The organism is Sphingomonas sp. Leaf30 (assembly GCF_001422525.1).
GTDB classification, from domain to species: Bacteria; Pseudomonadota; Alphaproteobacteria; order Sphingomonadales; family Sphingomonadaceae; genus Sphingomonas; species Sphingomonas aerolata.
Genome location: NZ_LMKZ01000001.1, coordinates 55,324 through 82,179, shown reverse-complemented (window position 1 = coordinate 82,179; position 26,856 = coordinate 55,324). Strand labels below are relative to the sequence as shown.

General features: G+C 66.5%; 30 protein-coding genes, 1 tRNA gene and 1 pseudogene. 20 read left to right on the top strand and 12 right to left on the bottom strand.

Features of this window, described 5'->3' with window-relative positions; genetic code table 11:
* Positions 1-2 precede the first annotated feature (2 nt).
* Both fliE and ASE89_RS00360 read right to left on the bottom strand, forming a co-directional pair.
* A complete protein-coding gene (gene fliE, locus ASE89_RS00365; protein WP_037530804.1) occupies positions 3-365 on the bottom strand; it encodes a flagellar hook-basal body complex protein FliE in 363 nt (120 codons plus the stop codon).
* A complete protein-coding gene (locus ASE89_RS00360) occupies positions 362-1,678 on the bottom strand; it encodes a sigma-54 interaction domain-containing protein (protein WP_056673003.1) in 1,317 nt (438 codons plus the stop codon). Before ASE89_RS00360 ends, fliE begins: the two co-directional genes overlap by 4 nt.
* A 242-nt stretch (positions 1,679-1,920) precedes the next feature.
* Here ASE89_RS00360 and ASE89_RS21035 point away from each other — a divergent pair.
* Positions 1,921-2,808: pseudogene (locus tag ASE89_RS21035) on the top strand (flagellin N-terminal helical domain-containing protein); the annotation flags it as partial.
* A 795-nt stretch (positions 2,809-3,603) separates the two neighbouring features.
* Complete coding sequence (locus ASE89_RS21030) at positions 3,604-3,867, top strand: flagellin (RefSeq protein ID WP_443024335.1); 264 nt, start codon at positions 3,604-3,606, stop codon at positions 3,865-3,867.
* A 274-nt stretch (positions 3,868-4,141) separates the two neighbouring features.
* On the opposite strand, the gene ASE89_RS00350 is transcribed toward ASE89_RS21030, so the two are convergent.
* The 8 genes from ASE89_RS00350 to ASE89_RS00315 all read right to left on the bottom strand — a co-directional run bounded on the left by ASE89_RS00350 (position 4,142) and on the right by ASE89_RS00315 (position 10,368).
* Positions 4,142-4,918, bottom strand: a complete 777-nt coding sequence (locus ASE89_RS00350) for a FliA/WhiG family RNA polymerase sigma factor (protein ID WP_056672997.1) — start codon at positions 4,916-4,918, stop codon at positions 4,142-4,144.
* Positions 4,915-6,975, bottom strand: coding sequence for a flagellar biosynthesis protein FlhA (gene flhA / locus ASE89_RS00345; RefSeq protein ID WP_056672994.1), 2,061 nt, complete (start codon positions 6,973-6,975; stop codon positions 4,915-4,917). The genes ASE89_RS00350 and flhA overlap by 4 nt, the downstream gene beginning before the upstream one ends.
* Positions 6,976-6,979: 4 nt before the next feature.
* On the bottom strand, positions 6,980-7,849 hold the full coding sequence (locus tag ASE89_RS00340) for a hypothetical protein (protein ID WP_056672993.1): 870 nt from the start codon (positions 7,847-7,849) through the stop codon (positions 6,980-6,982).
* A 72-nt stretch (positions 7,850-7,921) separates the two neighbouring features.
* The gene (locus ASE89_RS00335; RefSeq protein WP_031394268.1) at positions 7,922-8,239 is read right to left on the bottom strand and encodes a hypothetical protein; all 318 of its coding nucleotides are present in this window, start codon (positions 8,237-8,239) and stop codon (positions 7,922-7,924) included.
* Positions 8,226-8,540, bottom strand: coding sequence for a flagellar biosynthesis anti-sigma factor FlgM (gene flgM, locus ASE89_RS00330; RefSeq protein ID WP_031394267.1), 315 nt, complete (start codon positions 8,538-8,540; stop codon positions 8,226-8,228). Before flgM ends, ASE89_RS00335 begins: the two co-directional genes overlap by 14 nt.
* Positions 8,541-8,606: 66 nt before the next feature.
* Positions 8,607-9,128, bottom strand: a complete 522-nt coding sequence (locus ASE89_RS00325; RefSeq protein ID WP_236701569.1) for a flagella basal body P-ring formation protein FlgA — start codon at positions 9,126-9,128, stop codon at positions 8,607-8,609.
* Complete coding sequence (locus ASE89_RS00320; RefSeq protein WP_056672990.1) at positions 9,125-9,721, bottom strand: flagellar motor protein MotB; 597 nt, start codon at positions 9,719-9,721, stop codon at positions 9,125-9,127. Before ASE89_RS00320 ends, ASE89_RS00325 begins: the two co-directional genes overlap by 4 nt.
* Positions 9,718-10,368: a motility protein A gene (locus tag ASE89_RS00315; protein WP_082451262.1), complete on the bottom strand. Its 651-nt coding sequence runs from the start codon at positions 10,366-10,368 to the stop codon at positions 9,718-9,720. Before ASE89_RS00315 ends, ASE89_RS00320 begins: the two co-directional genes overlap by 4 nt.
* Positions 10,369-10,640: 272 nt before the next feature.
* Here ASE89_RS00315 and ASE89_RS00310 point away from each other — a divergent pair, with 272 nt between their 5' ends.
* The 13 genes from ASE89_RS00310 (at position 10,641) to ASE89_RS00250 (ending at position 21,234) form a co-directional block, all read left to right on the top strand.
* Positions 10,641-10,985, top strand: coding sequence for a flagellar basal body rod protein FlgB (locus ASE89_RS00310; protein ID WP_031440256.1), 345 nt, complete (start codon positions 10,641-10,643; stop codon positions 10,983-10,985).
* A gap of 3 nt (positions 10,986-10,988) precedes the next feature.
* Entirely contained in the window at positions 10,989-11,399 is a 411-nt protein-coding gene (flgC, locus tag ASE89_RS00305) for a flagellar basal body rod protein FlgC (protein WP_031394680.1), read from the top strand.
* 2 nt (positions 11,400-11,401) lie between these two features.
* Positions 11,402-12,082, top strand: a complete 681-nt coding sequence (locus ASE89_RS00300; RefSeq protein ID WP_031394681.1) for a flagellar hook assembly protein FlgD — start codon at positions 11,402-11,404, stop codon at positions 12,080-12,082.
* Between the two features lie 36 nt (positions 12,083-12,118).
* Positions 12,119-13,390: a flagellar hook protein FlgE gene (locus tag ASE89_RS00295; protein WP_056672988.1), complete on the top strand. Its 1,272-nt coding sequence runs from the start codon at positions 12,119-12,121 to the stop codon at positions 13,388-13,390.
* A 26-nt stretch (positions 13,391-13,416) separates the two neighbouring features.
* Positions 13,417-14,169 carry a flagellar basal body rod protein FlgF gene (locus ASE89_RS00290; RefSeq protein WP_031394683.1) on the top strand — a complete coding sequence of 251 codons (753 nt, stop codon included), beginning with the start codon at positions 13,417-13,419 and terminating at the stop codon, positions 14,167-14,169.
* 14 nt (positions 14,170-14,183) lie between these two features.
* Entirely contained in the window at positions 14,184-14,972 is a 789-nt protein-coding gene (gene flgG, locus ASE89_RS00285; RefSeq protein WP_031394684.1) for a flagellar basal-body rod protein FlgG, read from the top strand.
* A 14-nt stretch (positions 14,973-14,986) separates the two neighbouring features.
* Positions 14,987-15,682, top strand: a complete 696-nt coding sequence (locus ASE89_RS00280) for a flagellar basal body L-ring protein FlgH (RefSeq protein WP_082451159.1) — start codon at positions 14,987-14,989, stop codon at positions 15,680-15,682.
* A gap of 10 nt (positions 15,683-15,692) precedes the next feature.
* Positions 15,693-16,784: a flagellar basal body P-ring protein FlgI gene (locus tag ASE89_RS00275; RefSeq protein WP_056672985.1), complete on the top strand. Its 1,092-nt coding sequence runs from the start codon at positions 15,693-15,695 to the stop codon at positions 16,782-16,784.
* Entirely contained in the window at positions 16,781-17,110 is a 330-nt protein-coding gene (locus ASE89_RS00270) for a rod-binding protein (RefSeq protein ID WP_056672983.1), read from the top strand. Before ASE89_RS00275 ends, ASE89_RS00270 begins: the two co-directional genes overlap by 4 nt.
* Complete coding sequence (flgK, locus tag ASE89_RS00265) at positions 17,107-18,456, top strand: flagellar hook-associated protein FlgK (RefSeq protein WP_056672980.1); 1,350 nt, start codon at positions 17,107-17,109, stop codon at positions 18,454-18,456. Before ASE89_RS00270 ends, flgK begins: the two co-directional genes overlap by 4 nt.
* A 5-nt stretch (positions 18,457-18,461) precedes the next feature.
* On the top strand, positions 18,462-19,355 hold the full coding sequence (locus tag ASE89_RS00260; RefSeq protein WP_056672977.1) for a flagellin N-terminal helical domain-containing protein: 894 nt from the start codon (positions 18,462-18,464) through the stop codon (positions 19,353-19,355).
* 111 nt (positions 19,356-19,466) lie between these two features.
* A complete protein-coding gene (motA, locus tag ASE89_RS00255) occupies positions 19,467-20,330 on the top strand; it encodes a flagellar motor stator protein MotA (protein ID WP_031394196.1) in 864 nt (287 codons plus the stop codon).
* Position 20,331: 1 nt separating this feature from the next.
* The gene (locus ASE89_RS00250; protein ID WP_056672975.1) at positions 20,332-21,234 is read left to right on the top strand and encodes a flagellar motor protein MotB; all 903 of its coding nucleotides are present in this window, start codon (positions 20,332-20,334) and stop codon (positions 21,232-21,234) included.
* Positions 21,235-21,371: 137 nt separating this feature from the next.
* On the opposite strand, the gene ASE89_RS00245 is transcribed toward ASE89_RS00250, so the two are convergent.
* The gene (locus tag ASE89_RS00245) at positions 21,372-21,863 is read right to left on the bottom strand and encodes a MucR family transcriptional regulator (protein ID WP_031394198.1); all 492 of its coding nucleotides are present in this window, start codon (positions 21,861-21,863) and stop codon (positions 21,372-21,374) included.
* A 572-nt stretch (positions 21,864-22,435) separates the two neighbouring features.
* Positions 22,436-22,522, bottom strand: a tRNA-Leu gene (locus ASE89_RS00240).
* 102 nt (positions 22,523-22,624) lie between these two features.
* Here ASE89_RS00240 and ASE89_RS00235 point away from each other — a divergent pair.
* The 5 genes from ASE89_RS00235 to ASE89_RS00215 all read left to right on the top strand — a co-directional run bounded on the left by ASE89_RS00235 (position 22,625) and on the right by ASE89_RS00215 (position 26,854).
* Positions 22,625-23,602, top strand: coding sequence for a complex I NDUFA9 subunit family protein (locus ASE89_RS00235; RefSeq protein ID WP_056672970.1), 978 nt, complete (start codon positions 22,625-22,627; stop codon positions 23,600-23,602).
* A gap of 72 nt (positions 23,603-23,674) precedes the next feature.
* Positions 23,675-24,484 carry an undecaprenyl-diphosphate phosphatase gene (locus ASE89_RS00230; RefSeq protein WP_056672967.1) on the top strand — a complete coding sequence of 270 codons (810 nt, stop codon included), beginning with the start codon at positions 23,675-23,677 and terminating at the stop codon, positions 24,482-24,484.
* Positions 24,485-24,636: 152 nt separating this feature from the next.
* The gene (locus ASE89_RS00225) at positions 24,637-26,079 is read left to right on the top strand and encodes an NAD(P)-dependent oxidoreductase (RefSeq protein ID WP_056672964.1); all 1,443 of its coding nucleotides are present in this window, start codon (positions 24,637-24,639) and stop codon (positions 26,077-26,079) included.
* Complete coding sequence (locus ASE89_RS00220; RefSeq protein ID WP_056672961.1) at positions 26,076-26,372, top strand: nucleotidyltransferase domain-containing protein; 297 nt, start codon at positions 26,076-26,078, stop codon at positions 26,370-26,372. The genes ASE89_RS00225 and ASE89_RS00220 overlap by 4 nt, the downstream gene beginning before the upstream one ends.
* On the top strand, positions 26,369-26,854 hold the full coding sequence (locus ASE89_RS00215; RefSeq protein ID WP_056672958.1) for a hypothetical protein: 486 nt from the start codon (positions 26,369-26,371) through the stop codon (positions 26,852-26,854). Before ASE89_RS00220 ends, ASE89_RS00215 begins: the two co-directional genes overlap by 4 nt.
* The last annotated feature ends 2 nt before the right edge of the window (positions 26,855-26,856 follow it).

Below are 26,856 nucleotides of genomic sequence, written 5' to 3'. Positions count from 1 at the left end.
CATTACACCGGCATGCTCATGATGTCCTTGTAGGCGGACAGAAGTTTGTTGCGGACCTGCAGCGTCGCCTCGAACCCGACCGACGCCTGCTGGCGCGCGAGCATCACTTTGGCGATGTCGACGGTCTCGCCGCGCTCATAGCTTTCGCTGAGCTTGGCGGCCTGGGTCTGGCCCTCGTTCACGCTCTTCAGCGCGGTTTCCATCGTGTCGCCGAAGCTGACGGGTTTCGTCTCGGTCGGCGCGATGGTCGGGGCGGTCTGGCTGGCACGCGCGAGTGCCTGGTTGCGCTCGAGGATCTGCGAGCGCAGCGCCATGACGCGGTCGACGCTCATCGCGCCACCGCCGATTCCGCTGACGCCGCTCATGCCGACATCACCCGGGCGAAGTCCTCACCCTGTTCGCGCGCCTTGGCGAGGCGATAGCGCAGCGTGCGCTCCGAAATGCCGAGCCGGCGCGCGGTCTCGATCCGGCTGCCGCCGCATGCCTTCAGCGTCTCGCGGATCGCGGCGAACTCGCTCATCTGGACGATGGTGCCCAGCGTGTCGGTCTGCGGTTCGGCGGGCGTCGCGGCAACGGGCACGAGCGGTTCGGCGATGGGCGCGACGACCGGCGCGGGGCGCGGGGCGAAGGTCATCGTCACCGGGCGATCGAACAGGATGTGACTCGCCTCGATCGTGTCGCCGCCGCAGAACAGCAGCGCGCGCTGGATCACGTTCTCGAGTTCGCGGACATTGCCCGGCCAGTCGTGCAGCATCAGCGCCTCGATCGCCGCGCGCGACGGCCAGGGAATGACGTTGCGGTTGCCGGCATGACGCAGGATCATCGTCGCGGCGAGCGCGGGGATATCCTGCGGCCGCTCGGCGAGCGACTTGGTGGTGAGCGGGAACACCGCGAGCCGGTAATAGAGATCGGCGCGGAACCGGCCGGCAGCGACCTCGCCCTGCAGGTCGCGGTTGGCGCAGGCGATGACGCGGACGTCGATCGGCTGCGGCACGGTCGCGCCGAGCGGCACGACCTCGCGCTCCTGCAGCACGCGGAGCAGTTTGGCCTGCAGCGTGAGGGGCATCTCGGCGATCTCGTCGAGCAGGATCGTGCCGTCGTTGGCGGCGCGGAAAAAGCCCTCACCGCCCGACGATGCGCCGGTGAACGCGCCCTTCTGGTGGCCGAACAGCATCGCCTCGAGCATCGATTCGGGAAGTGCTGCGCAGTTGATCGCGATGAACGGGCCGGCCTTGCGCGGCGAACCATTGTGGATCGCGCGGGCCAGCACTTCCTTGCCGGTGCCGGTCGGGCCGTTGATCAGCACGGTGATGTCGGCGGCGGCGACGCGCTCGGCCAGTGCAAGCAGCGCGAGCGATTCGGGGTCGGCGGCGGTCGGCATGTCGGGCCCGCCGATCAGCGCACGGGCAAAGCCGTTGCCGACCGCGGTATCCTCGGCGGCAAAGCCGATCCGGGCGGGCGCGCCGCTCCTCGACGGGGTGACGCTGCGGCCTTCGGAGCCGATCACGACGGTACGCGCGGGATAGGCGACGGGCTCGCCCTCGGCGACGAGGAACAGGTCGTTCGCGCCGGGCTGCGCGGTGTCGAGCGATCCTATCCCGAAACCCTGCGCACGCAGGGACGAGACGAGCGCATATTTGCGCGCCGTGACGGCAGCGGATGGAAAGATCGAGCGCATGAAGTCCCCCTGTGACGATTCGGGAATGCGGCCTCGAGGGTAAAGGCGCGGTTAAATCGTGCCGCGTCGCGGCAAACTATTTCCGGGCGCGTTCGCGCGCGCGTGTACGGGAGCGCGCCGCGCCGGTGCGCGAGGGGCGGATTTTTTCCCTAAAGCCCGGAGAAGCGCGGCCGTTACCCATCCTGACGGCTCGGTCCTTCGCCATGGGGGCGGCGGGGTAGCCGCCATGAAGGATTTTAATCATGAGCGTTATCGGGACCAATATCTCATCGCTGCGCGCCGCAAACGCGTCGTCAAATGCCAATTCTGCTCTCGCGACCGCCATGGAGCGCCTGTCGACTGGCAAGCGGATCAATTCGGCCAAGGACGACGCCGCCGGTCTCGCGATCGCAAGCCGCATGGGCAGCCAGGTTAAGTCGATGGCCGTCGCCGTGCGCAACGCCAGCGACGGTATCTCGATGGCGCAGACCGCAGAAGGCGCGCTAGGCGAAGTCACGTCGATGCTCCAGCGCATGAAGGAACTGGCGACCCAGTCGGCCAACGGCACGCTCGGCGCCTCGGAGCGCAAGGCGCTCCAGGCGGAAACCGATCAGCTCACTGCGCAGATCAACGACATTTCGAAGACGACAAACTTCAACGGGCTCAGCCTGCTCGATGGATCGGTCAAGGGGCTTAAGCTCCAGACGGGGGCGAACGCGGGGGATACGGTCTCCATCTCCATGGACGGCGTGTCATCGAAAACGCTCGGCCTGAGCAGCGCGGGTGCGCCAGGTTCTGTAACCGGTGGTCGCGTCAGTTCGACCCAAAATGCGATCGAAACGGGCGATGTGCAGGTTAACGGCAAGGCACTGCTAAGCGGCACGACCACAATTGCAGCGAATGCGACAAACGTCGCCACGACCTTGGCTGCGGACATTAACAAGAATTCGGCGAACAGCGGTGTGATCGCAACGGCCTCAAACTCAGTAACGAGCGTAAAAATGCCGGCCGGTGGTACTGCGACTGGCGACCTTCAAATCAATAATTTCAATATTGCCGGTGCCAAAGATGCTGCGGAACTGGTTGCCAATATCAACCGCGATGCTCCTGGCGTCACCGCATCGTTGAACGACGACGGGACGATCACGCTGGCTAACGATACTGGCGCCGATATCAACATCGCGGGCACTAATGCAGCGAAGGCAGGGTTCGCCGCTGGCTCGAACGGTGGCTACGTCGCGTTGCAGAGCAAGGACGGGTCGCCCGTTTCGGTGTCGCTCGGCAGCACCGGAACCGCCGCGGACCTGACCGCGCTCGGCCTCAATACCGGAAGCGGCGACAAGCTCACGGGCCTCGCCCAGATCGGTACGGCTGCGCTCGCCGCCGGGGACGTGAAGATCAACGGTGTTGCGGTCGGGAAGACGGAAACCGGCGGCATCCAGGCCAAGCTTGATGCCATCAACGCCGTCAGCGACAAGACAGGTGTTACCGCCACCGCCTCGACTACGGCTGTTTTGAAAGGCTTCACCAACACTGCCGGCGGCACGCTTTCAATTAACGGCAAAGACGTAGCTATCGCCGGAAATGCGGACCCCGCGGTAGCAATGCAGAGCGCAGCCGCAGCGATCAACACCGCAGGGATCGGCGTTACGGCGGAAGTGAAGGACGGTGCGATTGTCCTGACCTCGGCCGGTGGCGGTGATATCACCGTTAGCTCCGCCAACGTTACCGCGTCGCTAGCGGATGCTGGGGGTGGCTCTGGAACCCCGCTCAGCGCCACGGCTCAGTCCATCAAGGGATCGATCACGCTGACGTCGAACGATGGCTCCGCCATCCAGGTCGATGGCGGCGGTCTGGCCAAGCTCGGCCTCCAGGCATCGGGCGGCAGCGCCGGTGCGGCGGGCGGTGTGCTCGATATCTCGACCCAGTCGGCGGCATCGGCCGCCATGTCGAAGATCGACGCGGCGATCGACAAGATCTCGGCCACCCGCGGTGATCTTGGCGCAATCCAGAACCGCCTGCAGGTCACGGTCAACAATCTGACTACGACCTCGACCAATCTCTCCGAGGCCAAGAGCCGCATCGAGGACGCCGATTTCTCGGCCGAGACGACCGCGCTCGCCAAGGCGCAGATCCTGAGCCAGGCGTCGACCGCGATGCTCGCCCAGGCGAACCAGAGCCAGCAGGGCGTGCTGAAGCTGCTTCAGTAATCCGATCCCGGCGCCGGCACCGGCCCCCGATCGGGTGCCGGCGCCAGTCGGATCGCCCCCCGGTAAACGGGGCGCAACGAACCCCGGTGGCCTGAAGGCCGCCGGGGTTTTGTGCGTTGGGATGACAGTGGGTTGGCTGAGCGCGCGAGAGTCGACTTGCGCTATCGTCGCAGTGCGGTGGCGATATGACCCGCGGGGACGACGTGTCCGTTCGGTCGTCGGATCGGATTATCGTCCCCCTGGCGGGGGCGGCATGGATTGGCCTGGCTTGCGGTCAGACCTTGCGGGCGAGCGCGCGTTTCAGTTTCGCATGCGCGGACGCCTTGATCTGGCAGACGCGGGCGGCGCCGATGTCGAAGACCGCGCCGATCTCCTCGAGGTTCATTTCCTCGACATAATAGAGCTGGATCACCTGCGCCTCGCGTTCGGGCAGCGCGGTGATCGCGGCGATCAGCGCGTCGCGCAGGTCGCTGTCGGCGAGCTGTTCGAACGCGTCGGGGGTGTCGTCGGCGAACCACGGCATGTCGTCGGCATAGACCTCGTCGATCGAATCGAACCGGATCGCGTCCGCGGTCACATAGTCGCTGCGCAGCTTGTCGATGCTGACGCCGATATGCTGGGCGATCATGGCGTCTCCGGGGGCCTTGCCCGTCTGGGCGGTGAGCGTGGAAATGGCGTCGGCATATTGGCGGCGACGGCGCATCGCACCGCGCGTCGTCGTCGCCTGACGGCGCAGTTCGTCGATCATCGCGCCACGCAGGCGGGTCGCGACATAGGCCTTGAACGGCGTACCACGCTCCTCGAACCCGGCCGCGGCCTCGACCAGCGCGACGAGCCCGACCTGCACCAGATCCTCGACCTCGACGATGCTGCTCATGCTGCCGTGGACATGCCAAGCGATCCGGCGGACCATGGCGAGATGCTGTTTGACGAGCTGGTCGGGGTCGCCGGGGCGTTGCTGAGGACGATAGGTGAGGGGCCCCGTCGGGATTTCGCCGGCGCGCGCGGGGCGGGCCTTGTCGAACGCCGCGGCCATCGGTTCGGCGCTCATGCGGCCAGTGCCTGCTGCGGTGCGCCGATGACCGCGACGACCTCGACCGCCTTGTCCTCAGGCACTTCGAAGAACGACATGACCGGGGTATCAGGCAGGCAGGTCCGGACCAGCTTGCGGATCGCGAGGCGGATCGCGGGCTGGACGACGAGTGCGAACGGCTTGGCCTCGGCGATCAGCGGCTGCGCGGCATTTTGCAGCGCTTCGACGATGCGGCGGCCGAGATCGGGTTCGATGACGTGGCGGCGCGACTGGTCGGCGCGCATCGCCTGGCCGAGCAGCCCTTCGAGATGCCCCTCGAGCGTCATCACGCGGAGCGGCTCGCGCATCCCGCACAGCTTCTGGATGATCAGCGCGCCGAGACGCGGGCGGATCAGTTCGATGATCTCCTCGGCATCCTGGCTGCGCTGGGCTGCGACCGCGATCGCGGCGGCGATGCTGCGGAATTCCTTGAGTGGAATGTTCTCGGCGAGCAGGCCCTTGAGAACCTGGGTCAGCGTGGTGATCGGGATCGGCGCGAGCGCGGTGACGAGTTGCGCCGCGCGCTCCTTCAGCCCGTCGAGCAATGCCTGGACCTCGTCGGGGCCGAGCAGATCGGACGCGGTCTGGCCGAGCAGGTGGTTGAGATGAGTCGCGACCACGGTGCCGGGATCGACGACGAGATAGCCAGCCCCGGTCGCCGCATCGGCGTCCGCGGTCGAGATCCAGGTCGCGTCGAGCCCGAAAGTCGGATCCTTGGTGGTCTTGCCGATCAGCGAGCCGAACGCCTGGCCGGTGTCGAGCGCGAGCATGTCGTCGGGCGACACGGTGTCCTCACCGACGACGACGCCGTTGACGATGATGCGGTAGACATAGGGGGCGAGGTTGATGTCGTCGCGGACGCGGACCTGCGGCACGACGAACCCCAGTTCCTTCGACAGCTGGCGGCGGACGCCGGTGATGCGGCCCATCAGCGGCGACCCGCGGCGGTCGTCGACCAGCGGCACGAGGCCGTAGCCGATGTCGAGATTGACCTGCATGCCGTCGGTAACCTCGTCCCAGCCGATCTTCGACTGGTCGATCGCCTCGACGGGGGCGATGACGACGGGGGCGGGGCGACGCTCGATCTGGCGCAGCTTCCACGCGGCGAACCCGGCGATCGCGGCGGCGGGCAGGATCACCATGTGCGGCATGCCGGGCAGGACGCCGAGCAGCGCGAGGATGACCGCGACCGGCGTCCAGGTGCGCGGGGATCCGAACTGGCCGCCGATCTGGCCGGCGAGATCCTTGTCCGAGGTGACGCGCGTGACGATCGATGCAGCGGCGATCGACAGCATCAGCGAGGGCAGCTGCGCGACGAGCGCGTCGCCGATCGCGAGCAGGATGTAATTGTGCGCGGCATCCGCGATCGACATGCCGTGGCTGACCGGGCCGAGGATCAGGCCGCCGATGATGTTGGCGGCGAGGATCAGCATCGCCGCGACCGCGTCGCCCTTCACGAACTTCGACGAGCCATCCATCGAGCCGTAGAAATCGGCCTCGGTCGACACCTCGATACGGCGCGCCTTCGCCTCGTCGGGGGTGATGAGCCCCGCGTTGAGATCGGCGTCGATCGCCATCTGCTTGCCGGGCAGCGCGTCGAGCGTGAAGCGCGCGCTGACTTCGGAGACGCGGCCGGCGCCCTTGGTGACGACGATCATGTTGATGATCATCAGGATCGCGAAGACGAAGATGCCGACGACATAATCGCCGCCGATCAGGAACGTGCCGAACGCCTCGATGACGTGACCCGCCGCGCTCTCGCCCTCATGGCCGTGGACGAGCACGATGCGCGTCGAGGCGACGTTGAGGCCGAGGCGGAACAGCGTGGCGAACAGCAGCACGGTCGGGAAGGCGGAGAAGTCGAGCGGCTTCTGCGCGTTCAAGGCGACCATCAGCACGGCAAGGCTGATTGCGATGTTCGCGACGAAGAAGATGTCGAGCATGAATGCCGGGATCGGCACGACCATGACGAGCACGAGCATCAGGATCGCGAGCGGCAGGACCGAGGCACGGGCGTTGGAGAGCAGGCGGTTCATGGGTTCAGCCCCCCATCTTTGCGAGCATCAGATAAGCGAGCCGCGCGGTGTCGGGCGTCGGTCGCAGCAGGCTTGCCGAATTCTGGCCTGCATTGAACCCGGCGTTCCGGGTGCCGAACCGGCCCATCGTCGACGTCGCCCAGGCGAGCGCGTCCTCGGCGCTTTCATTGTTGCCGGTGACGACCGTGCTGCCGTCCATGTCGAGCGCCTGCGCGGCGAACTGGACCGAGCCGGTCGTGGCCGAACCGGTCGCGCCGGCAGCAGCGGCGGCGCCGAGCTTCGTCGAGAACCGCTCGTAAATTGCCGACAGCGAGCGCGGCGTACCGTTGGACTCGTAGAAGACGCCGCGATTGGCGCGCGCGGCGGAAGGAAACAGCGCGGCGCCGCTCGCGTCGGGATTGGCCTGCATCGTCGTCAGGAACTTCGACGCGCCGCCGAGCCCCAGGAAATGCGCCATGTACAGATCGGTGCCGGTCGCGGTGCGGCCAAGCTTGCCCTCGAGCGCGTCCTTGTTGTCCGACGCATGTTCGGCCGCCATCATCGAGGCGGCGGCGGGATCGTTGCGCAGCGCGAGAATCGCCTGACGCGTGCCCGCATCCGCAACGCCCAGATGCCCGCCCGACGACTGGCCGATGCTGTCGGCCGCCCAGCCCAGGCCGTGCTCCGCGCCATGCTTCTTGACGACCGCGAGCCAGCTCTGTTCGATGAACTGGTACAGACCCGACGCGCTCGACGTGCCCGCCTTGGCATTGGCGTTAAGCCCGCTTTCGAGCTTCGCCTGGCCGAGCAGATAGTCGAAATCCACGCCCGTCTTGCTGCTCGCAAGCGCGATCGCGGACTGGATCCGGCCGGTAGTGATAGGATTTACGGTCATCCCGCGAGTAATGTCCCTGTTTCAGGACACTACACAGCAAGGGGCGTGCCAGATCTTGCCCGGCCGCGCGGATCAGGCGTAGGCCGCACCCATGCGCGGCCGATAGCCGGCAATGCCGCCCTCGCCGGTCAAGGTTTGCAGGCGGCGGCGGACATTTGCCGCCATCAGGTTGGTATAGATGCGGCAGGTTTCGTTGAGGCGGTTCGCCTCGTCCGCCAGTTCGCGCAGTTCGGGACCGGCGGGACCGGTGCCGAGCGTTGCGACCGCATTGATGCCGTCGAGCTTCTGCGTCGTCGCGCGCTCCAGCCCGGCGACATCGTTGGATTTCAGCGCCGCAATCTCGGCATGCAGCGCGTCGATCACGCGCACCAGGGCGTCACGCCGGGTCATTCGGTGCCCATTCCAGTTTGAAGGCGAGGAGCCGGTCGGCGATCGTCGCGGGCAGGATCGGGAAGGTGCCGTTGGCGACCGCCTTCTTGACCGCGGCCACGCGCGCTTCGTTGATCGGGGCGGCGGCGGCCATCGTCCGCGCGAGCGCGATCGACGAGGTTGCCGAGGGTTCGGCCTCGACCGCACGGTCGGGCGCCTGCGCCAGAGGCTGGGCGGATGGCTGAACAGGCGTCGTCGCGGCGATGCGCGCGACGCTGCGCTCGCCTCCCGTCAACGGCTTCGAGCCGATCGATTCCACCATGTCTGCACCCTCTGGTTCTTGCTGACAGAGGGAGAAACGGCCGGCGCGCGAAAAGCTTTAACAAAATTAATTCGTCCAGCCGGGCAGGGTCGCGCGGCCGCTGGCGACCGCGATCGCCTGGACCGGCGTGCGGGTGTCGTCGACCTTGACCATGAAGCGTGCGCCGGGGGCGGCATCGGCCAGCGCGACGCCCTCGCGACTGATCGAAAAGCCCTCGGTGCCTGCCTCGATCACGATCGGATCGCCGCGGCGGATGACGGGGGCGGCCTTCACGACCGGGGCATAGGCCGCACGGGTCGTGGCGGGCGTCGCGCCGGGGGGCGAGGCCGGGCGGATGACGGGGACGAAGATGCGCCAGGCGGGGCCGGCACAGGCGACGACCACCGCGTCATGCGCCTCGGTCCGCCACGACATCGCGACGGTCGGGCACGTCGCGAGCCGCAACCGCGAATCGACCGTCGTGCGCGCGCCACCCTCGGCACCGATCGGCCGGCCGGTGAATGCCGAGATCGCGCGATCGAGCGCGGCGATATCCTGGAAGCCGGCGGACGGCGCACCGGCAGTGATCATCAACAGGGCGAGCATCATGAGGGGGTCCTTGGCGGTTCGCCGACAAAGGCTTGGGTGACGATGGCGGCGCGGCGGCCGGTGGTCGGCGAGGTCGCGAGCGTCACGCGGCCGGGGGCGACATGGGCGATCGCGGCCGCGACGGCGCGGGCACGGTCCGAGGCGAGGATCGCCGCGCTGCGCGTGACGGAGTCGACATCGCCGGGCGAGCCGTCGACCGATCCGGTGACGGTGATCTGGACGCGTGGGTCCCGCACCGCGTCACGCGCCCAGGCCGCCAGCGTATCGGGTGACGTCGGCAGCACAGCCGAACCGACCGCGAAGTCGAGCATCCCGGCAGAGGCGACGGGCAGGGCCGTGGGTTGGGCAGCAGCAAGTGGACCGCCGGGTAGAGGCAGTTTCGGCCGCGCTGTGTCGACGGTTGGCGTGACCGAGGCGCCGAAACCCTCGCGCAACCCGGCTGCCAGTGCTCGGGGCGCGAGCGGACGGTCGCTGGCGGTCTGCGTCGCCTGCAGGAGCACGAAGAAGCCGACCAGCAGCAGCGCGAGATCGGCGAGCGTGATCAGCCAGAGCGGACGCCCGGGCTGCGGCTCGGGATAATCACCGACCGTCATGCGACGCTCATCAACGGTGCGCGTGGGGCCTCGCGCGCAGCGAGCGCGACCAGTGGCGCCTCGATCCGGGCACGTTCGAAGGCCTCGTTGCGGCCTCGCGCGCGCAGGCGGTTGGCGACCGGCATGAAGACGAGGTTGGCGAGCAGCGCGCCATAGAGCGTCGCGAGCAGCGCGATCGCCATCGCGCCGCCGATCGCGGTCGGATCGCTCATCGTCGCGAACATCCGCGCGAGCCCGATCAGCGTGCCGACCATGCCCATCGCGGGCGCGAGTTCGGCGGCTCCTGCCCAGACGTCGGCGGCGGCGACGTGGCGTTCGATCCGGGCATGGCGGCGATGCCGGACCAGCAGTGCCACGTCGCTGGCGGTCGCGCCGTCGACGATCGCCGCGATACCGGCGGCGATGTCGGGATCGGCGATGACCGTGCGGTCGAGCGCCATCGCGCCGTGGCGCTGGGCGATACGACCGAGCGCGACGATCTGCTGGAGCAGCGCATCGCCGTCGAGCTGGGCGCGGCCGAGCGTCTTCAGCGCCGCGATCGCGCGGACCAGATCGCGCAGCGGTGTCCGCAGGGCGACGCCGAGGATCGTGCCGCCGCCGACGATGGCGAGGGCAGCAGGGTCGAGCAGATGGGCGAGCGTGATCATGTCCCGCAAGTCGTTGCAAGGGCCGGGCCAGTTCGCGATCCCCCGGTGAGCGGGACTCGCGCGGGCCGGTGGTGTGCAGGCTGCGCGACGGGTCGGCACCATGCCTGCCGGCGCGCTTGCCGCCACCTCTGCCGGAGCGGCAAGGCGTTGCCGGCCGGGTTGCCGCGCGCTTGCCGACGGGCGGCAAAGCGGCGTCATCCGGTCAGTGAGCGCCAACTGGCACGGCCATTGCTTTGGAAGGCTTGCGCAATTCGGCGCGGGAGTTCGGTCCAGTGTCAGGTGACTCGCTGTTCGGCGTTCATGGTGCGGCCCTCGAGGTGCGATCGCAGCGCATGGGGGTGCTCGCGTCGAACATCGCCAATGCCTCGACCCCCGGCTTCAAGGCGCGCGACATCGACTTCAAATCGGCGCTCGCGTCGCTCGAGACGGACGGCGCCGGCGGGATCGACGCGGCGACCAAATACCGCGTGCCGACGCAGACCTCGATGGACGGCAACACCGTCGAACTGAACCAGGAACAGACCGCGTTCGCCGAGAATGCGGTGCAGTACCAGACCACGCTGTCGTTCCTGAACGGGCGGATCAGCCAGGTCACCCGCGCGCTGAAGGGGGACTAAGCGATGGCCAATGCGCCGATGACGATTTTCCAGGTCGCGGGCCGCGCGATGTCCGCGCAGCTGTTGCGGATGAACACCACCGCGTCGAACCTCGCCAATGCGGGCGGCGTCGCCGGCTCCGCGGAGGCTGCGTACAAGACGATGAAGCCGGTGTTCCGCACCAGCTTCGACGCCGCCAGCGGCATGTCGACGGTCGATGTCGAGAAGGTCGTCACCGCCGGCGAGGCCCCCGCCAAGCGCTACGATCCGAACAATCCGATGGCCGACAAGGATGGCAACATCTTCGAGGCGGCGGTCGATGAAACGCGCGAGCTGGTCGACATGATGGAGACCGCGCGCAGCTACCAGAACAATGTCGAGGTGATGCAGACTGCGAAGTCGCTGATCATCGATACCCTCAAGCTAGGCCGCTGATCATGGCAAGTTCCTTCGACTCCACGCTTTCGAACCTCGGCATCACGCGCGCGACGACCGCCGCGACGACGACCACGGCATCCAATTCGACGACCCTCAACCAGTCGGATTTCCTGAAGCTGATGACCGCGCAGATGCAGAATCAGGACCCGTTCAACCCGGTCGACAACACCCAGATGGTCGCACAGATGGCGCAGTTCTCGAGCCTCGCCGGCATTTCCGAGATGAGCACGACGATGAAGTCGATCGCCGACAAGCTGAACGTGACCAGCGCGAGCGATGCGATGGCCTATGTCGGCAAGACCGTGCTGACCGCGGGCGACACGGCCTATGGTCGGACCAGCGGCGGGCTGGCCGGCGGGATCGAGCTCGGCGCCGCGGCGAGCAACGTCAACGTCACGATCACCGATGCCAATGGCGGCGTGCTGAAGACCATGTCGCTCGGCAGCGCCGACAAGGGCACCGTGAACTACGACTGGGACGGCAAGACGGCGACCGGCGAGGATGCCGGGACGGGGCCGTTCAAGGTCATCGTCAACGCCCAGAATAATGGCACGACCGTTGCATCACAGAACCTTGTCTGGGCGCCGGTCCAGTCGGTTTCGACGACGACCGGTGCCGCCATCCTCACGCTACCGGGCCTCGGTGAGGTCCCCGTCACCGCGGTTCGCCAGATCGGCTGATCGCCCGCTGCTTGCCAGAATTCCAGGAGTAACCCGATGTCCTTCTATACCTCGCTTTCCGGCCTCCAGGCCTCGCAGACCGAAATGTCGACGATCTCACACAACCTCGCGAACGTCTCGACCAACGGGTTCAAGAAGAGCCGTACCGAATTCGCCGACGTGATCGCGTCGAGCGTTTCGCTGAACCCGGCGCAGCAGATCGGGTCGGGCACCGTGGTGCAGGGCAATCGGCAGCAGTTCAGCCAGGGCAATCTCATCCAGTCGGCCAACGCGCTCGATCTCGCCGTGTCGGGCGACGGCTTCTTCGTGGTCAAGCCGAGCACGACGTCGCTCAACGTCAACTATACGCGCAATGGCGGCTTCCTGGTCGATGCCGATCGCTATGTGGTCGATTCGAACGGCAGCCATTTGCAGGTCTATCCGGTCGATGGTTCGGGCAAGGTCGTCGCATCGGGGCTCGATTCCGCGGTCAGCCTTCAGCTCCCCGCCACCAGCGGCAAGGCGGTTCCGACCGCGAACGTGTCGATGTCGCTGAACCTCAGCGCCAATGCGGCGATCCCGTCGACGACGACGTTCGACCGGTTCGACCCGACCAGCTACAACCAGTCGGCGCAGACGACGATCTATGATGCGAGCGGCAACGCGCAGACGCTGACCAATTATTTCAAGCGCACGACGACGCCCGATGCCGCCAACGGCAATACGAGCAGCTGGGAAGTGTTCAGCTATGTCGGCGACAAGCCGATGACCACCAACGGTGCGGCAAGCGTCAAGCTGGACTTCGACACCACCGGCAAGCTGACCGCGCCGACCACTGCGGTCGCGTTCGACCCGTTCACCACCGCAGGCAGCAGCACGACGCAGCAGTTCGGCTTCACCTTCGGGCTCGACACCACGCAATTGGCATCGGCGTTCAACGTCGCCGCGCGCGCGCAGGACGGCAAGGCGGTCGGCCAGATCCAGGGCGTGACGATCGACGAGTCCGGCATCGTCAAGGCGAGCTTCTCGAACGGCGACACGCAGGCGCTCGGCCAGGTGATGCTGGCCAACTTCTCGAACCCCGAGGGTCTGCGCCAGCTCGGCAGCAGCTACTGGTCGGCGACCGGCATCTCGGGCGAGGCGAAGCTCGGCATCGCCGACGTCAACGGCTTCGGCAAGCTGATGTCGGGGACGATCGAGCGGTCGAACGTCGACATCACCGAAGAGCTCGTCTCGCTGATCGCGGCACAGCGCAACTTCCAGGCGAACTCGAAGGCCTTGGATACCGCAAGCCAGATCTCGCAGACCATCTTCAACATCCGCAGCTGATCCAGGGCGCGGACGGAGAACCCTGAATGGACAAGCTGGTCTACACCGCGGCGACGGGACTGCGCGCGCACATGGCGGCGCAGTCGGCGATCGCCAACAACATGGCGAACGCGTCGACCACCGGATTCCGCGCCGACCGCGTGGTGTTCGACCGGATCGACCTGAAGGGTGGCGGCCAGCAGTTCGAGGCGCGCGCGCCGACGTCGGAAGAGGTGACCGACGCCGACCGTGCGCCGGGGGCGATCCAGACCACGGGCCGGCCACTCGACGTCGCCGTCACCGGCGCGACCGCATGGCTCGCGGTCCAGGCGTCGGACGGCTCCGAAGCCTATACGCGGCGCGGCGACCTGGAGATCGCGCCGTCGGGCGTGCTCCAGACCGGCGACGGTTTTCCAGTGATGGGATCGGGCGGGCCGATCACGATCCCGCCCTATGACACGCTTTCGATCGCCGGCGACGGGACGATCTCGATCGTGCCGCAGGGTGGCGATGCGAATGCGCCGCAGGTGATCGACAAGCTGAAGCTGGCCGACACCAAGGGGTCGGACACGGTCAAGGGGCTCGACAATCTGCTGCGCGTGCGCGGTGGCGGCGTGCTGCCCGAGGATCTCGATGCGAAGGTGCAGGGCGGGGCGATCGAGGGATCGAACGTCAACATGACGCAGGCGCTGGTCGACATGATCGAGAATCAGCGCAGCTACGAGGTCCAGGCCAACATGCTGAAGTCCGCCAAGGACATGGATGAAAGCGGTGCATCACTGATGCGCCTGCCGAGCTAAGGAAGGATTAGGCCATGAGCAGTTCCGCCATGCATATCGCGCGTACCGGGCTCGATGCCCAGGATACGCGCATGCGGGTCATTTCGAACAACCTCGCCAACGTCAACACGACGGGGTTCAAGAAGGATCGCGCCGCGTTCGAGACGCTGGCGTACCAGGTCGTCACCGCGCCGGGCGCGCAGTCGACGTCGGAGACCAAATACGCGACCGGGCTCAACCTCGGCACCGGCGTCCGGATCCAGGGCACGGCGCGGATCGATACGCAGGGGTCGATGCAGACGACGGGCAACAGCCTCGACCTCGCGCTCGACGGCGACGGCTATTTCCAGGTGCAGATGCCCGGCGGCACGCTCGGCTATACCCGCGCGGGCAATTTCTCGCGCAGCCCCGAAGGGCTGATGGTGACCAGCGAGGGTTATCAGGTGATGCCCGGCATCACCGTGCCCGAGGGGACGACCAACATCACGATCGGCCAGGATGGTACCGTCTCGGCGACAATCCCCGGCCAGTCGGAAGCGCAGCAGATCGGCCAGATCCAGGTGGCGAGCTTCGCCAATGGTGCCGGGCTCCAGGCGACGGGCGACAATTACCTGGTCGAGACCGCCGCGTCGGGTGCCGCCAATCTGGGTGTCGCCGGGCAGGATGGCCGCGGTCGCGTGCGGCAGGGGATGCTCGAGGCGTCGAACGTCAACGTCGTCGAGGAGCTGGTCGACATGATCGAGACGCAGCGTGCGTATGAGGTCAATTCGAAGATGATCTCGGCGACCGACGACATGCTGAAATACGTCAACCAGAACATCTGATCGCAGGGCGCATCATGGCATTTCCGATCCCCACGCGCGCGCCGATCGCGCTCCTCGCGATTGTCGCCGGCACGCTCGCGCCGCTGTCGGCGCAGGCCAGGCTGTTCGCCAAAAAGGCGCCGCCCGAGGACTTCACCGTCGCACGGCCGCTGCCCGTGCCGGTGGCGTCGCCCGCGACCGGATCGATCTTCCAGGCGCAGGACGGCTATGCCGCGCTGTACGAGGGCTGGCGGGCGCGGAAAGTCGGCGACCCGCTGACGATCGTGCTGGTCGAGCGCACCGCCGCGTCGAAATCCTCGGGCTCGAAGCTCGACAGCAGCGGCTCCGCGAGCATCACGCCGCCGACGACGGGCGCGCTGAACCTGTTCAACCGCGCCGATGCGACGATCAGCGGCGGGCGCAACTTCAACGGCGCGGGTGCCGCCGACCAGGCGAACTCGCTGTCGGGCGAGGTCAGCGTGACGGTCGCCGAAGTCTATCCCAACGGCACGATGCTCGTGCAGGGGCAGAAGCGCGTGACGCTCAACCGCGGCGACGAGTTCCTGAAGATCAAGGGGCTGGTCCGCACCGCCGATGTCGACCGCGACAACCGCGTGCTGTCGACGCGGGTCGCCGATGCGCAGATCTCGTACACCGGCAAGGGCGATGTCGCCCGCGCTGGCCGCCAGGGGTGGCTCAGCCGCTTCTTCTCCGTCGTCAGCCCTTTCTGAGGCCGTGACCATGCGCTTCCTGCTCGCCCTTCTCGCCGCGCTCCTGATCGCTGCACCCGCGTCTGCCGACCGGATCAAGGATCTGGGCGGGTTCCAGGGGATCCGGTCGAACCAGCTGACCGGCTACGGCATCGTCGTCGGGCTTCCCGGCACGGGCGACGACAATCTGGAATACACCGTCCAGTCGCTTAAAGCCGTCGCGTCGCGCTTCGGGCTGCAGCTGCCGCCCAACGCCAATCCGGGGATGAAGAACGCCGCGGTGGTGATGATCACTGCCGAACTGCCGCCCTTCGCCAAGCCCGGCCAGCGGCTCGACATCACCGTCGCGTCGATGGGCAAGGCCAAGAGCCTGCGCGGCGGCAGCCTGATCATGACGCCGCTGCTCGGCGCGGATAACCAGATCTATGCGATGGCGCAGGGCAATCTCGCGGTCGGCGGGCTCGGCGCGGAGGGCGCGGACGGGTCGAAGATCGTCGTCAACATCCCCTCGACCGGGCGCATCCCCGAGGGCGCAACGGTCGAGCGCGCGGTCGCGACCGGGTTCGACAGCGCGCCGATGCTGACCTTCAATCTCGCGCGCGCCGATTTCACCACCGCGCAGAACGTCGCGGGCGCGATCAATTCGAAGCTGGGCTTCGGCAGCGCACAGGCGATCGACGCGGTTTCGGTCGCGGTCCGCGCGCCGGTCGGTGCGGACGTTCGTGCGACCCTGATGTCGACGATCGAGAATCTCGACGTGGTCTCCGCCGAGCCCTCGGCAAAAGTAATCGTAAATGCGCGCACCGGTACGGTCGTTATAAACTCCGCGGTGCGCGTGGGGCCTGCCGCAGTGACGCATGGGAAGCTGACGGTGCGGATCGACGAGAAGCCACAGGTGAGCCAGCCCGCGCCGTTCAGTCAGGGCCAGACCGTCGTCACGCCGAACAGCGCGGTCGCGGTCGAGGAGGAGCGTCGCCCGATGTTCCTGCTGAACCCCGGCCCCAGGCTCGCCGACATCGTCAAGGCGGTGAACGCGATCGGCGCGTCGCCCGCCGACCTCGTCGCCATCCTCGAGGCGCTGAAGGAAGCCGGCGCGCTCAAGGCCGAGTTGATCGTCCTGTGAGCCCGATCGCAGTCCCCGGCCCGATCGATGCGGGCGGCATCTCGACCGATACGAGCCGGCTCAAGTCGAACGACAATCTCGACAAGGCGGGCAAGAAGTTCGAGGCGGTCTTCACCGGCATGATGCTCAAGAGCATGCGCCAGGCGAAATTGAGCGATTCGCTGTTCGAATCCAAGGCGCTCGACACCTTTACCGAGATGCAGGACGCCCGCGTCGCGCAGACCATGGCCGAGCACACGCCGCTCGGCATCGGCAAGGCGATGACCGATTTCCTCGCCAAATCGCAATCCGATCTTAACCCCGGCGCGGCAGAGCCGTCGCCATGAGCGACCTCCTGTCGATCGGCGCGTCGGGCGTGCGGGCGTACCAGACCGCGCTGAACACCGTGTCCGAGAACATCGCGAACACCGGGACCGCGGGTTATACCCGGCGGACGACGAATCTCGGCCAGGTGACCTCGATCGGCAGTGGCATCAATGCGAGCGTCGCGACGGGCAGCAACGGTGTCACCGTCACCGGCATTTCGCGATCGGCCGACACGTTCCGTTCGCTCGCGGTCCGCAACGCCGGGTCGGATCTTGCCAGGACGGAGACCGCGGCGGCCTGGCTCGGGCGGATCGAGACGTCGCTGACCGACAACAAGCTTGGCGATCGACTGACCAGCTTCTTTTCCGCCGCGCAGACCCTGTCGGCGGACCCGACCTCGGTGCCGGCCCGGTCGGTGATGCTCGAATCCGCGACCAGCGCGGCCGCGGCGTTTACCGCGACGGGCAAGGCGCTCGATACCGCGGCGGCCGATCTCGACACCGCGACGCGGCAGGCGACGCAGACGCTCAATTCGTTCGGCACCGCGCTCGCCAAGGTCAATGACGGCATCGCGCGCAGCCAGAAGGGGTCGACCAACGCCGCGCAGCTTGGCGACCAGCGCGACCAACTGCTCGAGCAGATGAGCACGATCACCGATATCAGTACGGAGTTCGACGATCTCGGCCGTGCGACGGTGCGGCTGGGCGGCGCGAGCGGCCCGGTATTCGTGGCGGGCCCCGATGCGGGCAATGTCAGCTATCTGAAGAATGACGAGGGCGCGGTCGGGTTCGTCGTGCAGCGGACGGGCACGACATCGGCGGTGACGCCGTCGGGTGGCGCGCTGGCCGGCTATGCCGAGGGCGCGCAGAAGATCGTCGCGGCGCGCGACACGCTGAACGGCATCGCGACCGATTTCACCACGCAGGTCAACGCCATCCAGGCGCAGGGGCGCGATCTCGACGGCAAGGCGGGCGCGGCGCTTTTCAAGACCGGCGACACGCCGACCAGCATCACCGTCGCGCTGACCGACCCGCGGGGCATTGCCGCGGCGGGCGCGACCGGCGGCGCGCGCGATGCGTCGAACCTGACCGCGCTGCTCGCGACGCGCGACCCGACGACGGGCAGCGAACAGCGGCTGACCAACATGATCACCAGCAATGCGGCGTCGCTCGAACAGCGCAGGCTGGTCGGCGATGCGCAGGGTGCGATCCGCGACGGCGCGGTGACCGCACGCGATTCGGGCAGCGGTGTCGACCTCGACAGCGAGGCGGTCGACCTGCTCCGCTTCCAGCAGGCCTATCAGGCGTCGAGCCGCGTCATCCAGACCGCGCGCGACATCCTTCAGACCATCCTCGAGATCCGGTAGGCCTTATGCAGATCGCGACCAGCCTGTTCTACGACCGCTCGGCCAAGGCGATGAATGCGCTGTCGAAGCAGGCGGACGCGTTGCAGACGCAGATCTCGACCACCAAGAAATTCACCGCGCCCTCGTCCGACAGCGCCGCCTATCAGCGGCTGGCGGGGCTCGCGCGCGATGCCGTCGACGACAAGGCCTATGCCGCGAACCTGACGACCGCCGCATCGGTGTTGAAACAGTCGGACACCACGCTCAGCGCGATCACCGCGCAGTTGCAGCGCGTGTCCGAACTCACGGTGCAGGCGCGCAATGGCACGCTGAGCGGCGATGCGCGCAAGGCGATCGGCGTCGAAATCGCGGGCATCGTCGATACGATCGCGAGTCTCGCGAACGTGAAGGACCTGCGCGGCCAGCCGATCTTCGGCGGCGCGGATGGCGGTCCCGCGGCGGTGAAGCAGGCCGATGGCAGCTATGCGCTGGCCGCGACCAGCGTCTCGCCGATCCCGGTCGGCGACGGCGCGAGCGTCCAGGCGAACGAATCGGCGTCGCGCGTGCTGCGCGCCGACGGCAAGGATACGCTGGACGTATTGAGCGCGATCGCGATCGCGCTCCAGGCCGAAAGCTATGATCCCGCCTCGCTCGATACCGCGCTCGACGATCTGTCGGCGGCGTCGGAACAGGTGTCGTCGATCCAGGCGTCGCTCGGTGCGCGCGCGTCGCGGGTCGATCTCGAAACCGCACGGCTGAAGGACGTCGCGGTCGACCGCGAGGACACCCGCCAGTCGATCGAGGGCACCGACATCACGACGGCGATCACCGAATTGCAGAAGACGATGACGATCCTGTCGGCGACTCAGGCGAGCTTCTCGAAGCTCAGCGCGCTGTCGCTGTTCGATTATCTTCGCTGAGCGCATTTATAGAGCGGATCGGGCGGGTCCGGTAACCGGATAGCTACGAAATCCGGTTAATCCTCCGGTGACAGGGCCGGCGTTCCGGGCTTTCGGGGAATTTCCAGCACCATGTTTCCGATTATCGGCATCGTCGTTTTGCTCGTCATGGTGTTCGGCGGCTTCGCGTTCACCGGTGGCGCGCTCGGCCCCGTGCTTGAGGCGATCCCGCACGAGATGCTCATCATCGGCGGTGCCGCCGCCGGCGCGCTGATCATCGGCAATTCGGGCAAGGAGCTCAAAGGTCTCGGCGGCGGGCTGATGAAGGTGTTCAAGGGCCCGAAATACAAGAAGCAGGATTATCTCGACGTCATCTTTCTCGTCAGCAAGCTGATGAAGATGTTGCGTGTCGACGGGCCGATCGCGCTCGAGCCGCATGTCGAGGATCCGAATTCCTCCGCGGTGTTCGCCGAATACCCCAAGCTGCTGAAGGACCACGCGCTGATCAACCTGATCGCCGACACGCTGCGCCTCGTCGTGGTGTCGAGCGGTACGCTCGACGTGCACGCGGTCGAGGAGGTGATGGACCAGTCGATCAAGACGCATCATCACGAGGAGGAAAGCGCGCACGGCACGCTGACCAGCCTCGCCGACGCGCTGCCCGCGCTCGGCATCGTCGCGGCGGTGCTTGGCGTGGTGAAGACGATGGGATCGATCGACAAGCCGCCGTCGGTGCTCGGCTCGATGATCGGGTCGGCGCTGGTCGGCACGTTCATGGGCGTGCTGCTGGCCTATGGCATGGTCGCGCCGCTCGCGAACCGGCTGAAGCAGGTGCTCGACGCCGATGCCTCGATCTACGGCGTGGTGAAGCAGATCATCATCGCTTCGCTGCACGGCCATCCGCAGCCGCTGGTGATCGAGGCGGCGCGCTCGGGGATCGCGCACCGCAACCAGCCGGGCTTCGCCGAAGTTTTTGACGGGCTGCGCGGGAAGTAGGATGGCACGCGCGCCGCACGGGGCGAACCAGCCGCCCAAGATCATCGTCAAGAAGGTCTATATCGAGGGCCATGGCGGCCATCATGGCGGTGCCTGGAAGGTCGCCTATGCCGATTTCGTGACCGCGATGATGGCGTTCTTCCTGCTGCTGTGGATCCTCGGCGCGACGACCGAGAAACAGCGCAAGGGTATTGCCGACTATTTCGCGCCGACGCTGATCGACACGCACACGCTGGGGATCGGCGGCGGTGCGCTGCTGGGTGGCGAATCGATCCTGTCGAAGAACAAGATCGGTCCGCAAGCGGGGCAGACCAGCCTGCCGCAGATCGCGATCCCGAATGCGGGCGCGGGCGGCGCGGACACCGGCACCGGGCCCAAGGGCAACAAGAAGGGGCTCGACGCGCTGAATGCGGAGGATCGCCGCAATTTCGACGCGATGCGCCGCAAGGTGCTCCGCCAGATCGAACAGTCGAAGAACCTGTCGCGTCTCGCGAGCCATATCCGCTTCGTGCCGACCCAGGACGGGATGCGCATCGACCTGATCGACGATGCCGATTATTCGATGTTCGCGCTGGGCACGACGGCGCTCGACACCAGGGCAGGGGATTTGATCGGGATGATCGCGGGATCGATCGCCGGGTCGGCCAACCCGATCATGATCCGCGGGCACACCGACAGCGTGCCCTATGGCGATCCGCGCGCGATGAACAACTGGATGCTCTCGTCGGGCCGAGCCGAGGCGACACGACGGCGGCTGCTCGCCGGCGGCACGCCCGAGGCGCGTTTCGAACGGATCGAGGGTGTCGCGGACCGCGAGCCGCTGATCGTCAAGAACCCGAGCGATCCGCGCAACCGGCGCGTCGCGATCACGCTGCTCTACCGTCGGGGTCGTTTCGGCAGCTAGCCCGGCGCGACAACCCGGCCGGTGTCCGCCGGGGCGGTGAGGGGCGGCAACGGGGCGTGCGACCTGCCTAATGCGAAAAGGGGCCGGTGGCGAACCACCGGCCCCTGCAGGCGCTCAGATCGGTCGCCTTGCGTCGTCTATTCGGCGACAGCCTCGACCTTGCGCTTGCGCTGCGGCGCGGCAGCCGGGGCTTCGGTCTTGCGGGCGCCGGGCTTGCGACCGAGACCGATCTTCTTGGCCATGGCACGGCGGCTTTCCGAATAGGTCTCGGCGACCATTGGATAGTCCGGCTTCAGCCCGTAGCGTTCGCGATATTCGATCGGCGTCATGCCGTGCGTCGCCAGGTGGCGGCGCAGTGTCTTGTATGGCTTGCCGTCGATCATCGAGATGATGTGATCTTTCGATGCCAGCGATTTCCGGACCGAGACTGCCGGGGTGTATTCGGCGACGGGCTCGACCACGGGCTCCTCCGTCGACGTGCCCAGCAATGCAGACACGGTGTCGTGCATCTTGCCGAGGAACGACGGAACCTCTTCGGCGGACGTGCGCGTATTGGGGTTTGTCAGCCACGCGATCGTCAGTTCGGTCGCCAATTCAACAGCGTTCAGCTCAATAATGTCTTCGGACATGATATGCTCCAGTCTTTGATCGACGCCTACGCCTATAGAGCTCTATAATCAACATCCGATTTGAACCTATTATGCCATTTGCTATGCATTTTCTTCCAAAAGCCGTGTGGCACGGTCTCAAGACGCAATTTCCCCGGCGTGGATGCAGTCTCTAGGAAGATCGGGAAGTGGTCCGGGCAGACACTTACTATAGGAGATAATGTCCGATATCTTCATTAACTATGATGCAGATCAGGCCTGATTGATCCGTGGAATGAATATGGGACCGATACCATGGACCTGAATGCTACTGCGGAGGAAGGACGGTTGACCCTAACACCTCACCGTCTTTGACGGTCCTTCCGAAGTCTGGGGCGGCGTGCGCCTGAGGTCAGTCGGCTCAAGCCGGAAGTGCATCGAACCCGGGCAGCAGGCCTAGCTGGAGCGCTGATCTGACGGGGGGCGGACCGGGCTTCGGTTGCCGAAGTGGTCGGTAATGTGTGAGCTAAGATCTGATTGTTTGGGGCATTGCCGATCGGCCGCCCGACGGATCGCCTAAGGCGCTGACCGTCGTCTCACCCACCTGGCGAGAATGGTGCCCGGAAGAGGACTCGAACCTCCACGACCTTGCGATCGCCAGCACCTGAAGCTGGTGCGTCTACCAATTCCGCCATCCGGGCACGGGGTAGGAGGGCGCCTCTAGTGGAGGGTTGCGATGCTTGTCAACAACCCTCTTGCTGGGGCAAAGGGCGGGCAGGCATAAAGAATTGGACGGACGGGCGATGAACGACAGACTGGTGACGCTGATCGGGGGCGGAGGTTTCGTCGGCCGCTATGTCGCGCAGGCGCTGCTGGCGTCGGGTGCGCGGGTCCGGATCGCACAGCGCGATCCGCGGCAGGCGTTTTTTCTCAAGCCGCTCGGCGGGCTCGGGCAGACGCAATTCGTTGGCGCCGACGTGACCAAGCCCGCGACGATCGCGCAGGCGGTGCAGAGTGCGGACATCGTCGTGAACCTGGTCGGGGTGCTGGCGGGTGATTTCCACGGCGTCCAGGCGCTCGGCGCGCGGACCGTGGCGGAGGCCGCCGCCAAGGCGGGGGTCGGCGCGCTGGTCCATGTCTCGGCGATCGGTGCGGACGCCGCATCGGACTCGGCCTATGGCAAGTCGAAGGGCGAGGGCGAGGCGGCGGTCCGCGCGGCCTTCCCCAACGCGACGATCCTGCGGCCGTCGATCATCTTCGGGCAGGAGGATCAGTTCGTGAACCGCTTCGCCGGAATGATCGCCAAGGCGCCGGTCGTGCCCGTGCTGCGCGCCGGTGCCAAGTTTCAGCCGGTGTTCGTCGGCAACGTCGCGGATGCGATCGTCGCCGCGGCCGCGGCTCCCGAGACGTTCGGCGGCAAGACGCTGGAGATCGGCGGGCCCGACGTCATCACCATGGGCAACCTGATCCGCTGGATCGCCGCCGCGATCGGCCGCGAACCGTCGATCGTCGAATTGCCCGATTTTGCCGGGGCACTGATCGCCAAGGCCGGGTTCCTCCCAGGCGCGCCGATCACCCAGGATCAGTGGCGGATGCTGCAGAGCGACAATATCGTCACCGGAGTCGACGGGTTGAAGGCGATGGGGATCGAGGCGACGCCGATGTCGACGGTCGCGCCGGGCTGGCTCGTCCGTTTCCGCAAGGCTGGGCGGTTCGGTCGCCGTGCCGCAACTCGGGCCGACACCCAGGTGGACATGCATTCGGCGACCCGCGTGGTCTGATCCCGATGCGGGTCCAGCCGCCATCGACACTGATCGACCAGTCCTGATTCACCGCGCTGCGGGAGCTTTTGCGTGTCCGAACTTCTTACCGTCATCCTTCTCGGCATCGTCGAGGGGATCACCGAATTCCTGCCGGTCTCGTCGACAGGCCATCTCATCCTCGCGACGCGGCTGCTCGGCTATGATGCGGGGCGCTGGGAGGTGTTCAACGTCGTCATCCAGCTCGGCGCGATCCTTGCGATCGTGGTCCTGTACTGGCGCACCTTCTGGGCGGTGGGCATGGGCCTCATTCGCCGCGAACCGAAATCCTGGCTGTTCCTCCGCAATCTGGTGGTCGCCTTCATCCCTGCCGCGGTGATCGGCCTGGCGCTGCACCATTATATCGAGGCGCTGCTCGGCAATGCCGAGGTGGTCGCGATCGCGCTGGTCGTTGGCGGCTTTGCCATTCTGGCGGTCGAGCGGTTCGCACCGCGCAGCGACATCAGCGGTGTCGCGGACATCCCGCTGCGCACCGTCGTCGGGATCGGCATGCTCCAGTGCCTCGCGATGATCCCTGGCGTCAGCCGCTCGGGTGCAACGATCCTCGGGGCGCTGGCACTCGGCGTCGAGCGGCGCACCGCCGCCGAGTTCAGCTTCTTCCTCGCCATCCCCACGATGCTGGGGGCGAGCGGGCTCGAACTGATGAAGAACCATGCGGCGCTGACCAGCGGCGAGGGTGTCGGCCTGCTGTCGATCGCGATCGGCGCGCTCGTTTCGTTCGTCGTCGCGTTGCTGGTGGTCAAATGGTTCGTCGGAATCGTCACCAAGCACGGGTTTGTGCCGTTTGCATGGTATCGCATCGCCGCGGGCTCCGCCGCGCTGGTATGGCTCCTATCGAAATAGGTCCGAGTCGGGATATATTCCGTGAGATTTGTGAATATATCCCCCGACCTGCGAGATTTGGCGTAATATATAGGTCAGTTTAGCTGACATAATAGGCGTTTTTGCCGTGACAAACCTTCGACGACGCAATAACGCGATTGTCGGAGGCATACATGGCGAACGATTCGATGCTCAAATTCGTCGGGCGGGAGCAATCCTATCCCGACAAGCGTAATGCGGTGGAACGCGCGGACGATTTCCGCGAGATCGCCGCGCGCTATGCAGTCGAACCCGCCGAGGAGCAGGCGGGGCGCTGTTCGCAATGCGGCGTGCCCTATTGCTCGGTCCATTGTCCGCTCCACAATCATATCCCCGACTGGCTGCGCCTGACCGCTGAGGGCCGGCTTCGCGAGGCGTATGAGCTCAGCAACGCGACCTCGACCATGCCCGAGATCTGCGGTCGCATCTGTCCGCAGGACCGGCTGTGCGAGGGTAATTGCGTCATCGAGTTCACGGGCCACGGCGCGGTTACGATCGGCTCGGTCGAGAAGTTCATCACCGACACCGCCTGGGAGAATGGCTGGGTCGAGCCGCTGGTCCCCGGCAAGTCTCGCGGCCAGTCGGTCGGCGTGATCGGGGCAGGGCCTGCCGGGCTGAGCGCCGCCGAATATCTGCGCGGCCACGGCTATGACGTGCACGTCTATGATCGTTACGACCGCGCGGGCGGCCTGCTCACTTATGGCATTCCCGGGTTCAAGCTCGAAAAGCCGATTGTCATGCGTCGGGTCGAGCGACTGAAGACCGCGGGCATCGTGTTCCACGAAGGCTTTGCGGTCGGTGACGACGCCAGCCTCGACGAGCTGAGGCAGCGCCACGACGCGATCCTGATCGCGACCGGCGTGTACAAGGCGCGCGCGATGGACCTGCCCGGTGGCGGTTCCAATGGCGTGGTGGCGGCGCTCGACTTCCTCGTCGCGTCGAACCGCAAGGGTTTCGGTGATGCGGTCCCCGCGTTTGACGACGGCAGCCTGAATGCCGAGGGCAAGGACGTCGTCGTGATCGGCGGCGGCGATACCGCGATGGACTGCGTCCGCACCGCGATCCGCCAGGGCGCCAAGTCGGTGAAGTGCCTCTATCGCCGCGACCGCGCGAACATGCCCGGGTCGCAGCGCGAAGTCGCCAATGCCGAGGAGGAGGGCGTCGAGTTCGTCTGGTTGTCGGGCCCGCAGAGCTTCGACGGTGACGAGAGCGTGTCGAGCGTCAGGGTGCGCAAGATGCGTCTGGGCGCGGCCGATGCGAGCGGTCGCCGCACGCCCGAACCCGATCCTGCCGGTGACTATTCGGTCGATGCCGACCTCGTCATCAAGGCGCTGGGCTTCGATGCCGAAGACCTGCCGACGCTATTCGCGACGCCCGAACTGGGGGTGAGCCGCTGGGGCACCGTGCTGGTCGACGGCAAGACGCTGATGACCAGCCTCGACGGCGTGTTCGCGGCGGGCGACATCGTTCGCGGCGCGAGCCTGGTCGTGTGGGCGATCCGCGACGGCCGCGACGTCGCGGCGACGATGCACAAGTATCTGAAGACCAAGGCGGCCAGCGTGAAGGTCGCGGCGTGAGACTGGAGACGCAGGAGGTTGCTGCGATCAAGGCGGCCGCTCGGCACGTGTTCGGCGCGGATGCGACCGTCCGGCTGTTCGGCAGCCGGGTCGATGACGCCCGACGCGGCGGCGACATCGATCTGCACATCGAAACCGCGCAGCCGGTCGATATCTGGCAGTTGAAGGACGATTTTCTCGAACGGCTTTTCGAACGGATCGATGAGCAACGCGTGGACGTGATCGTTACGACCCGCGGGACGGCACCACGGCCGATCGAGGCGATCGCCTATCGTGACGGGATCGTCCTGTGACCGAGGAGCAAGAACGCAATCTTCTGGCCGAGTATGTGGCTAGCTGCCGGCGTCTCCATATCGGCTTCGAGGACACCGCCTCGCTGGTCGCGGCGATCATGCCGATCGATGCGGTGCAGATCGATACGCTCGCGACTGGCGACGAAACGCTGGTCCTAGCCTATCTCAAGCGCTTCGAGCAGTTCGAGGACACGTTGCACCGGACGCTCAAGGCGATCTCGAAGATCATGGAATATGGCAAGATCGAGCGGCTGACCGCGCGCGACGTGACCAATCGTGCGCACGCGCTTGGCATATTGGCAAGCGACAAGGTCTGGGCGGATGCGGTGCGAACCCGCAACGCGCTTGCACACGAATATCCGCTCGATCCCGTCAAGCGTGCCAACCAGCTGGCACGGGCATGGGCGTCGCGCGAAACCCTGAACACGACATGGGCGGCGATCCAGAGATTCGTCGCGGAAGAAGGTTTGCTCGATGACTGACC